The organism is Acinetobacter sp. YH16032 (genome assembly GCF_013417345.1).
In the GTDB taxonomy this organism is placed as follows: Bacteria; Pseudomonadota; Gammaproteobacteria; order Pseudomonadales; family Moraxellaceae; genus Acinetobacter.
The window spans coordinates 1-8,657 of sequence record NZ_VPEE01000049.1 but is presented as its reverse complement, the minus strand read 5'-3'; the positions used below and the strand labels follow the sequence as shown (position 1 = coordinate 8,657).

Annotated in this window: 7 protein-coding genes and 1 pseudogene; 5 read left to right on the top strand and 3 right to left on the bottom strand. The window is 35.9% G+C overall.

Going from position 1 to position 8,657, the window contains the following annotated elements:
- Window positions 1-140 (bottom strand): annotated as a pseudogene (locus FTV32_RS15020) (muconate cycloisomerase); the annotation flags it as partial.
- A 114-nt stretch (window positions 141-254) separates the two neighbouring features.
- Here FTV32_RS15020 and FTV32_RS15015 point away from each other — a divergent pair.
- The 4 genes from FTV32_RS15015 to FTV32_RS15000 all read left to right on the top strand — a co-directional run bounded on the left by FTV32_RS15015 (window position 255) and on the right by FTV32_RS15000 (window position 5,339).
- Window positions 255-1,169: a LysR family transcriptional regulator gene (locus FTV32_RS15015; RefSeq protein WP_035270297.1), complete on the top strand. Its 915-nt coding sequence runs from the start codon at window positions 255-257 to the stop codon at window positions 1,167-1,169.
- Between the two features lie 386 nt (window positions 1,170-1,555).
- Window positions 1,556-2,926: an MFS transporter gene (locus FTV32_RS15010; RefSeq protein ID WP_092766280.1), complete on the top strand. Its 1,371-nt coding sequence runs from the start codon at window positions 1,556-1,558 to the stop codon at window positions 2,924-2,926.
- 83 nt (window positions 2,927-3,009) lie between these two features.
- Window positions 3,010-4,281 (top strand): DcaP family trimeric outer membrane transporter, encoded by a 1,272-nt coding sequence (locus FTV32_RS15005; protein WP_180029056.1) that lies wholly within the window; start codon window positions 3,010-3,012, stop codon window positions 4,279-4,281.
- A 164-nt stretch (window positions 4,282-4,445) separates the two neighbouring features.
- On the top strand, window positions 4,446-5,339 hold the full coding sequence (locus tag FTV32_RS15000) for a LysR family transcriptional regulator (RefSeq protein ID WP_035270286.1): 894 nt from the start codon (window positions 4,446-4,448) through the stop codon (window positions 5,337-5,339).
- A 56-nt stretch (window positions 5,340-5,395) separates the two neighbouring features.
- Here the strand turns inward: FTV32_RS15000 and FTV32_RS14995 are convergent, their stop codons facing one another.
- Window positions 5,396-6,157 (bottom strand): 3-oxoacyl-ACP reductase, encoded by a 762-nt coding sequence (locus tag FTV32_RS14995; protein ID WP_180029055.1) that lies wholly within the window; start codon window positions 6,155-6,157, stop codon window positions 5,396-5,398.
- Between the two features lie 78 nt (window positions 6,158-6,235).
- Window positions 6,236-7,306 (bottom strand): putative zinc-binding metallopeptidase, encoded by a 1,071-nt coding sequence (locus tag FTV32_RS14990; protein WP_180029054.1) that lies wholly within the window; start codon window positions 7,304-7,306, stop codon window positions 6,236-6,238.
- A gap of 320 nt (window positions 7,307-7,626) precedes the next feature.
- On the opposite strand from FTV32_RS14990, the gene FTV32_RS14985 reads away from it, so the two are divergent.
- On the top strand, window positions 7,627-8,657 hold a 1,031-nt coding region (locus tag FTV32_RS14985; RefSeq protein ID WP_180029053.1), incomplete at its 3' end, for a BapA prefix-like domain-containing protein.

Below are 8,657 nucleotides of genomic sequence, written 5' to 3'. Positions count from 1 at the left end.
GCTTCGCCCCAACCAATGAAACCATCCGAAGTTTCGATTTTAATGAGGACTAAGGTTTGAGTTTGCATCGTTGCGACCGCCATCTTGTGTGGGCGGATCGTCGGGATTTCAACGAGCAAGGTTTCAACTGATGTAATCATTTCCACTCTACGCATTCTTGCATTGTGTATTTCATGTGGTATACCTTAAAAGAATGCAAAAATAGAGTCGAAGATCATTTTTGCATTTTAATATATTTAAAAGGTATGGAAGTCATGGAGCTTAGACATCTACGATATTTTGTCGCAGTGGTAGAAGAACAAAGTTTTACAAAAGCAGCCGAAAAGTTATTTATTGCGCAGCCACCATTAAGTAGACAAATTCAAAATTTGGAATCAGAGCTTGGCATTGCTTTATTTGAGCGAGGTAGCCGTCCATTAAAAACAACACAAGCCGGTTATTTCTTTTATCAGCACGCAGTGAAATTACTTGCCAATGCTGAAGAAGTTAAGTCTATGACAAAGCGTATAGGTCTAGTTGAACGTACAGTAACAATGGGGTTTGTCGGGTCACTGCTTTATGGGCTGCTTTCTAAAATTGTATATTTATATAGGCAGCAGCAACCCCACTTAAAGATTGAACTTGTTGAAATGACCACGTTAGAACAAGTTAAAGCACTCAAAGAGGGGAAGATTGATGTTGGATTTGGGCGGCTTAGAATTTCAGATCCAGCATTGAAGCGAATTTTGCTTCGTGAAGAGCGCTTAATGATGGCAGTGCATGCGAGTCATCCTTTAAGTTTAAAAAAAGAAGGTGTTTATCTATCTGATATTTCTGATGAAAATATTTTTTTATACCCTAGCCATACAACCCCTAGCTTTGCAACTCAAGTCCAAGCCTTGTTTGCAGAATATAATTTAGAACCTAAAAATATACGTTTGGTGCGAGAAATTCAGCTATCTCTTGGTTTGGTTGCAGCTGGTGAAGGTATTTGTATTGTTCCAGAAAGTGCGAAATCAATTCAGCTATCCCATTTGCTTTACATCCCAATTTTAGATGAAACTGCAGTAAGTCCAGTATTTATGACGATACGTAATCTAGATGAGAGCGAGGACATCATGTCTCTAATAGATTGTATTTACCAAGTGTATGATTTAGAAGCAATTAAGTATGATAGAAATTTAATTTAGATAGGGTCTAATACAATAATTAGACTTAGGTCTAAAGCTATTGGATAAAAAATAGCAATCAAAAATCTTAAATACTCAAAATAACTACGACTTTAGCTTATGCCCCGAAAAGGGGCTTAATTTTTTTTGATAAATTTCAAACAAATAATTTTAACTTTGAAGAAAAACTAGGTTGCAATAAAAAATTCAAATTAGAAATTCTCAAAGAATTTTTTTTTAAAGTAATTATTCGTCTAATTTTCATTCAATCATACTAGAAATAAGCCCTCGAGATTATTTAGACCTTGAAGGTATATATATAGATATATTCGGTTTTGGACATTTTTTCAGCTTTAAGTCAATGTTGCGTCATATTTTTGGAGAGTTTATTTGCAGGAGGCGCAACCTTGGAAGCAAACAAATTAAATATCAATCGTGTGATTGATGATGCTAAGTTCACACCATTTCATTGGGGTGTATTGTTTTGGTGCTTATTGATTATTATCTTTGATGGTTATGATCTTGTTATTTATGGAGTTGCATTACCTTTATTAATGCAGGAATGGGCATTAACTTCAGTACAAGCTGGATTGTTAGCAAGCACAGCTTTATTCGGGATGATGTTCGGTGCTATGTCATTTGGTACATTATCAGATAAGCTTGGTCGTAAAAAAACCATTATGATTTGTGTGGCAATCTTCAGTGGATTTACATTTTTGGGGGCATTTGCATCGAATCCAACTGAATTTGGTATTTTACGCTTTCTTGCTGGTCTGGGTATTGGCGGTGTGATGCCTAACGTTGTTGCTTTAATGACTGAATATGCACCTAAGCGAATTAGAAGTACTTTAGTTGCCCTTATGTTCAGTGGATATGCAATTGGTGGTATGACGTCAGCATTATTAGGTGCTTGGTTAGTTCCACAATATGGCTGGAAAATTATGTTCTATATCGCTGCATTGCCTTTAATCGCATTGCCGTTGATTTGGAAATTCCTACCAGAATCTTTGATGTACCTGACCAACAAAAACCAAACCGAGCAAGTGCGAATTAATGTGAAGAAAATCGCACCTGAAAAAAATATTACTGCTGACACTCAATTTGTATTAGATGAAGTCACAGCAGGTGATGAAGCTCCTTTAAAAGCATTATTCCAGCAAGGTCGTACCTTCAGTACTTTCATGTTCTGGGTTGCATTCTTTATGTGTTTACTCATGGTTTATGCTTTAGGAAGCTGGTTGCCAAAACTGATGATTCAAGCGGGTTACTCGCTTGGTGCAAGTATGATCTTCCTATTTGCATTAAATATCGGTGGTATGGTGGGTGCAATCGGTGGTGGATATCTTGCAGATCGTTTCCACATCAAAAAAGTACTCACAATTATGTTCGTGTGCGGTGCACTTGCACTTATCCTTCTCGGCTTTAATAGTCCACAAATCGTGTTGTATACGCTAATTGCAATCGCGGGCGCTGCAACGATTGGCTCACAAATTCTACTTTATACATTCGTCGCACAATATTATCCGTCGACAGTTCGTTCAACTGGTATGGGGTGGGCATCTGGTATTGGTCGAATTGGTGCAATCGTAGGTCCAGTACTCACTGGTGCTTTGTTAACCATGGAACTTCCGCACCAAATGAATTTCTTGGTCATCGCAATTCCTGGTGTGATTGCAGCCTTAGCAATTTTTATGGTGAATCTGAAAAATTCAGTAGATGGAAAAATTGCTCAGGAAGAACCGGTGCACTCTTCTAAAGTCGTAGAACAAGCACAGTAAAAATTCTTTATAAATAAGACAGCTGCCAGAAGGTGGCTGTTATTTAGACTTTTAAACCATTTTATAGGATAAGAGAGATTAGGATGATCTTTTCAAACAAACCTTTTACTTTAAGTTTAATCTCATTAGCTGTTTTAACCTCTACTGCAACATTTGCACAAAGCACACAACAGTCTGAAATAGAGCAACTACGTCAAGAAATTGAAGTACTTAAATCAATGATGGAACAACAACAGAAGAATGCTGTTGTACAGACAAAATCGATTGAGACATTAAAAACAGAATCTGTTAAACCCCAACCAAAACTAAATGTTGGTAAAGATACCACTTTTAATTTTTATGGTAATGTTCGTCTAGATGCCTCATATCAAGCCGAAGGTAGTGCGGCAGATCGCCTATATAATAATATTAATAAAGTTCCTTTAGCGGGACAAAGTGAAGCAAGTGATCAACTGAAGTCGACTCTATCAGCAACACGTTTAGGTTTGGATATTCATAGTCAAATCAATGATAAAAAAGTTTCAGGTAAAGTTGAAGTCGACTTTTTGGGTGGAGCTGGATTAGATAATCTTCGTATACGTCATGCTTATATGAATTACGATAAATGGTTAATTGGTCAAACTTGGTCTAACTTTGCTGTGCCAGACTATATGCCTGAAACGATTGATGCCTTAGGTTATGTGGGTGGTGCTGTAAAACGTACACCTCAAGTTCGTTATAGTATGAGTTTAGCACCTGCAACAGGCTTGGTCCTTGCAGCAGAAGATCCAAAAGATGGCTTATCTAAAATGCGTACACCTGCAGTCACAGCGCGATTAAATCATCAATTAAATGATGATGCTAAACTCAGTTTACGTACTATGGTCAATGAAAAGAAAACAGAAGTTGATGAAGTCGTTGCATGGGGCGTAGGACTTGGTATGCAATATAAGTTAGCTCCTTCAACTACACTGAAAGCTGACTACTATCATGTAAAAGGAGATAGCAGTTTCGTTTCATGGACGAATCCTGGTATCAGCCGTAACTCATCTGGTGAAATTTTAGATGAGAATGAATTTGACTCGATTACAATAGGTCTAACGCAGCAATTTAATCCTCAATGGCGTGGAACTGTTGGTTTTGGTTATATGAATCAAGATGTGACAAATGCTTATCGAGGTGGTGCAATAAATCTGACAGAGATCAATAAGGAGCTTTGGCAAGGTTGGGTCAATGCATTCTATAGTCCGATCAAACCCATTAGCCTTGGGTTGGAATATGTGTATGGTGAGCGTAAAGCTGTAGTATCTGCACCAAATGGTTCTAACACAGGTGAGGATAATCGTGTAAGTGCTGTAGCAATTTATAATTTCTAAATTATTCAAACTTGAACGATGATAAAAAGAGCGATTTTTCGCTCTTTTTTTATGGGATGGTTTTTGAGAATGTCAGAATAGATCCTAGAAAAAATAAAAATATAAAAGTACTATGAGATCTTATTTGACTTTAGATTCTCATCTACTAGGAGAAGGCGCGTTTCGTGTACGAATTAGATTGCAAATTACTCAGTATTTTTTTTCATGTTTACAAATTTAAAAGTGTCTCGATTGCTGCTGAACAATTGCAGATGAGTCAACCTGCTGTAAGTAATATTCTCAATAAAATTCGACAACATTATAACGATCCGCTTTTTTTAAGAATTGGGAATGAAATGATCCCGACGGAATTATCAAAGCAATTATTCCCATTGGTCAGTGAAGCATTAAGTAAAGTTGAAGCGATTAATAATTTTACGATTGATTTTGATGAAGCTATATCAGATCAACAATTCACCTTGGCGATGACTGATGTTTCGCATTTAGTATTACTGCCTAAGATTTCCCAATATCTAAAAGCAAAAGCATCTCATGTCAGATTAAATGTGCGTCCAATAACTTCTGAAACAAGTTATCAAATGGCAAATGGTGAAATTGATCTTGCACTAGGATTTTTGCCGCATTTAGAAAATGGATTTTATCAACAAAAATTGTTTGAGCAATATTATGTTGTGATTGCAGCAAAAGATCACCCGCGTTTAACGGGAGATTCAATCAGCAAAGAGCAGTATTTGGCAGAATCACACATTGATATTGATGCGGGAATGGGGCATTACCATATTGAAAATGAGCTGTTAAACCTTGAACTCAAAAGAAATATTTTAATGCGATTACCAAGTTATCTTGGTGTTGGTCTTGTTGTTCAAGAAACTGATGCGATTGCTACAGTGCCTTACTATCTAAGTGAAGTTTTATTATCACGAGGCAATTTAAAAATCTTTGATGCACCCATTGCTTTCCCGACATATGGTGTTAAACAATATTGGCATATGTCCTGTCATCATAAGACCAGCCATCAATGGCTTAGACATATGTTTCATGAAATCCTTGTAAAATAACATTATAGGTAGGCTATTCCCTAAATAAAAAATAGCCTAAGCTCTAAGCATCGTTATTAATTTTTAACCAAACCGCCATCCACTATTAAATTTTGACCAGTGACAGCTTTAGAGTACGGTGACAAAAACATTAAAATGGCTGAAGCAAACTCATCAGGAGTGACTACTTTACGCAAGGGAGTAGCGGAAGCAATATAATCAAAAACTTCCTGTGGCGTGCTTTTACTTGCATCAGTTTGTTGAAGTAATCCACCAGACAACATATTGACATTAATTCCAAACTCACCTAATTCATGAGCACATGTTCTCGTCAATGCGAGAAGGGCAGATTTTGCAGTAGTATAGTCATGATATGGCACAACAGGATTTTGCACCAAGTTTGTTCCTATATTCACAATTCGACCGAATCGATTAGCTTTCATGTCGGCTAAAGCGGCTTGAGTAGTATTAAGGGCAGCTTTAACAGCACCCTCAAACTGAGTGTGCATATCATTCCACTGTATTTGTGAAATATTTGGTCTTGCATCCCCGTTAAATTTAAATCTAACGAGTGCATTATTCACAATTGAATGTATAGCTTCACCAAAATGCAGTTTGGCAGCGTTAAACATTTCTGAAACTTGATCTGCATCAGTAATATCCGCTTGATAACTAAAAACTTGATCAGGATGTGAAAGTTTTAATGTCTTAGCGGACTCATGACTACTATGATAATTGACAACGACACGAGCGCCTTCGCTCAATAATGCCTTGGTAATAGCCAAGCCAAGGCCTCGTGCCCCACCTGTAACGAGTACAATCTGTTCGTTTATTTTCATTTACACACAATCAATAAGACTTGGTGAAGATTGTATTTAAATAATAAGTAACTTCAACCTTTGATAAAGCAAAAAAATTTATTTTTGAAATGAAATTTCTAATAGTTTGTGATGAATAAATCTGAGCTTGTCTAAGACTTTATCTGATAGCGTAAATGGGTATGCATCATCTAAACCCATACTGCGATTAAGTGCATTTAAGTTAAAAGTGATGGTTAACCAGTTTTGTAAAACAGTTTCAAAGTTTTTAGCACCAATCGGATTTTCTTCGATCGTCATACTTGGGAGATCAGCACGTTTAGATTGAACACTCAGACCCGCATAGTATGCTGTTTCTAAGGTATCCATCATATGTAAATAATGTGCCCAAGTCTCTGCCCAATCTTCCCATGGGTGAGCACTTGCATAGGAACTAATAAATTTTTTCTGCCAGTCTATGGGTGGACCTTCGTGATAATGTCGCTTTAAAGCCTCAGCATAATCTTGTCGTTCATCTCCAAACATTACTCTGAACGCATCAATGAGATCTGGTCGAAGCTCTTGAATGAGATCGAAATAGTAATGCCCGCTTTCGTGGCGAAAATGACCGAGTAGGGTTCGATAGTTTTCACCCATTTTTATTCGGGTTGTTTCGCGGTATACGACGTCTGCTTCGCTTGCATTTAATGTAATTGTACCTTGAGCATGCCCAGTTAAAACAGGAAGATCTGGTTCGGGCATCAAAAAATTAAATCTAAGTCCAAATTGATCATGATCATTTTTTTTTGGTCTCGGCATGATATTTAGTTGTTGCATCATATAAAGGAAACGACGCTTCGCATGCTCTAATCTGCTCCAATAGATGGTGTGATCAGGATTATTTAAATTTGGAATAATAGAGGTTAGTTTGCAAGAGTCACAGTAAATATCAGAACTTTCTGCAGGAATCATCCAATTGCATACATGATGATGCAAATAATTAAAACAGGGTTTATAGAGTTTATTTTTGAATTTGGGATTAATGGATTTCCACAACTGACTAGTATGTTTATGGAAACTTCCCATTTCTCTTTCTTCTACAACATATCCTAAATTAATTCCACAATGAGTACATGTAGAATTCATAAAAAAGATTTGCTGATTGCACTGCGCGCAAGAAAAATATTTCATAAAAATTATTCATTTTTTTGAGATTATACCATTGCTTTTTTCAAAAAAAATTTGTGTTTCTGATATTAAATAATGAAAATTAAAAGCAAGAAGAATGATGAACAATAAGTAATCAACGTATTGAATTTGTAAATAGCAGTATAATTAAGATCATTTAGTTACTGTATAAAATAAAATCAATTTTATTAAAAAATAGTGTGATTCAAATCACAATATATTGAAATATATGATTTTTAATCTAAAAAAATCTTGATTAGAAAACTAAATGATCGTTTAATGCTATCAAGTAAAATTTCTTTAAATCTATGGGTATTTTGTATATGCAAACTCAGATTATCTCAAAAAAAACCTTGAATAATACGATCACTTCAGAAAGCAATATAATTAAAATTGTTGAAGACTCAGTTGTAATGATCGACGTGGCTCCTGAAGATGTTCAAGAGCTGATTGTGAATGATAATCAGGTCATTATTAAACTTAATAATGGGGAAACAATAACCCTAGAAAACTTCAATTATGAAACATCTGATTTAGTTTTCCGTAACCAAAATAGTGAGATGTTTGTTCTTGATTTCAAAAATGTAGAATACAACCCTTTAGAAAGCATAGAAGCGTTACTAGAAGGTGGTGCTGGAACTGGCGCTACAATCTTAAATAATTGGTTAGCTGGTGGTTCACTTGCACTAGGTGCAGTTGGAGTTGGCGTTGCTGTATTTGATGCTGCTAATGGATCAAGTGACACAAAACAACCTTCCAAAGATCTCAGCAAATTAGTTGATGCAATCAATGATGCTAAAAATTCATTAAATCAATTGGATGGTGATGAAAAACAGCGAGTTGAAAATGCTATTAATGATGCAGAAGCTGTTTTAAAAGACCCAGAATCAAGTCAAGAATTACTTGACCAGACGGCTGATGATTTAATTTCTATTGTTGAAGATGCTTTAAAAGATCAAGAAGCTAAAGATGCTGCTAAATTAGAAGAAGCAATTAATAATCTTGAAGCTGATTTGGAAAATGCAAAGGATAAGTTGGAAAATGAAGATCCAAATGATCCATATACTGATGAAACTAGATCAGAATTAGAAAAAGAAATTGAAGAAGCTCAAAAGCTTGTAGATGACTTTAATAACAATATTGGTGACAAGCCAAGCATTGATGATGTAAATAATGCTCGTGATGAACTAAATAATGCTGTGGATAATCTTACTAATTTAGATTTTTCAGCAGCAACACAAGCGGTTCAAACTGCAGAAGCTAAGCATGATGAATTGGTAGAGGCAATTGCTGCTAAAAATGGTGTAATCAGTCCAGCAACGCAAGCTCAATTACAAGCGATCAAAGATCAATT

What these genes read in the sequence shown, in the direction of transcription:
- FTV32_RS14995 (WP_180029055.1), bottom strand. Translation starts at nt 6,157, where the DNA reads ATGAAAATAAACGAACAGATTGTACTCGTTACAGGTGGGGCACGAGGC.
- FTV32_RS14990 (WP_180029054.1), bottom strand. Translation starts at nt 7,306, where the DNA reads ATGAAATATTTTTCTTGCGCGCAGTGCAATCAGCAAATCTTTTTTATG.
- FTV32_RS15005 (WP_180029056.1), top strand. Translation starts at nt 3,010, where the DNA reads ATGATCTTTTCAAACAAACCTTTTACTTTAAGTTTAATCTCATTAGCT.
- FTV32_RS15015 (WP_035270297.1), top strand. Translation starts at nt 255, where the DNA reads ATGGAGCTTAGACATCTACGATATTTTGTCGCAGTGGTAGAAGAACAA.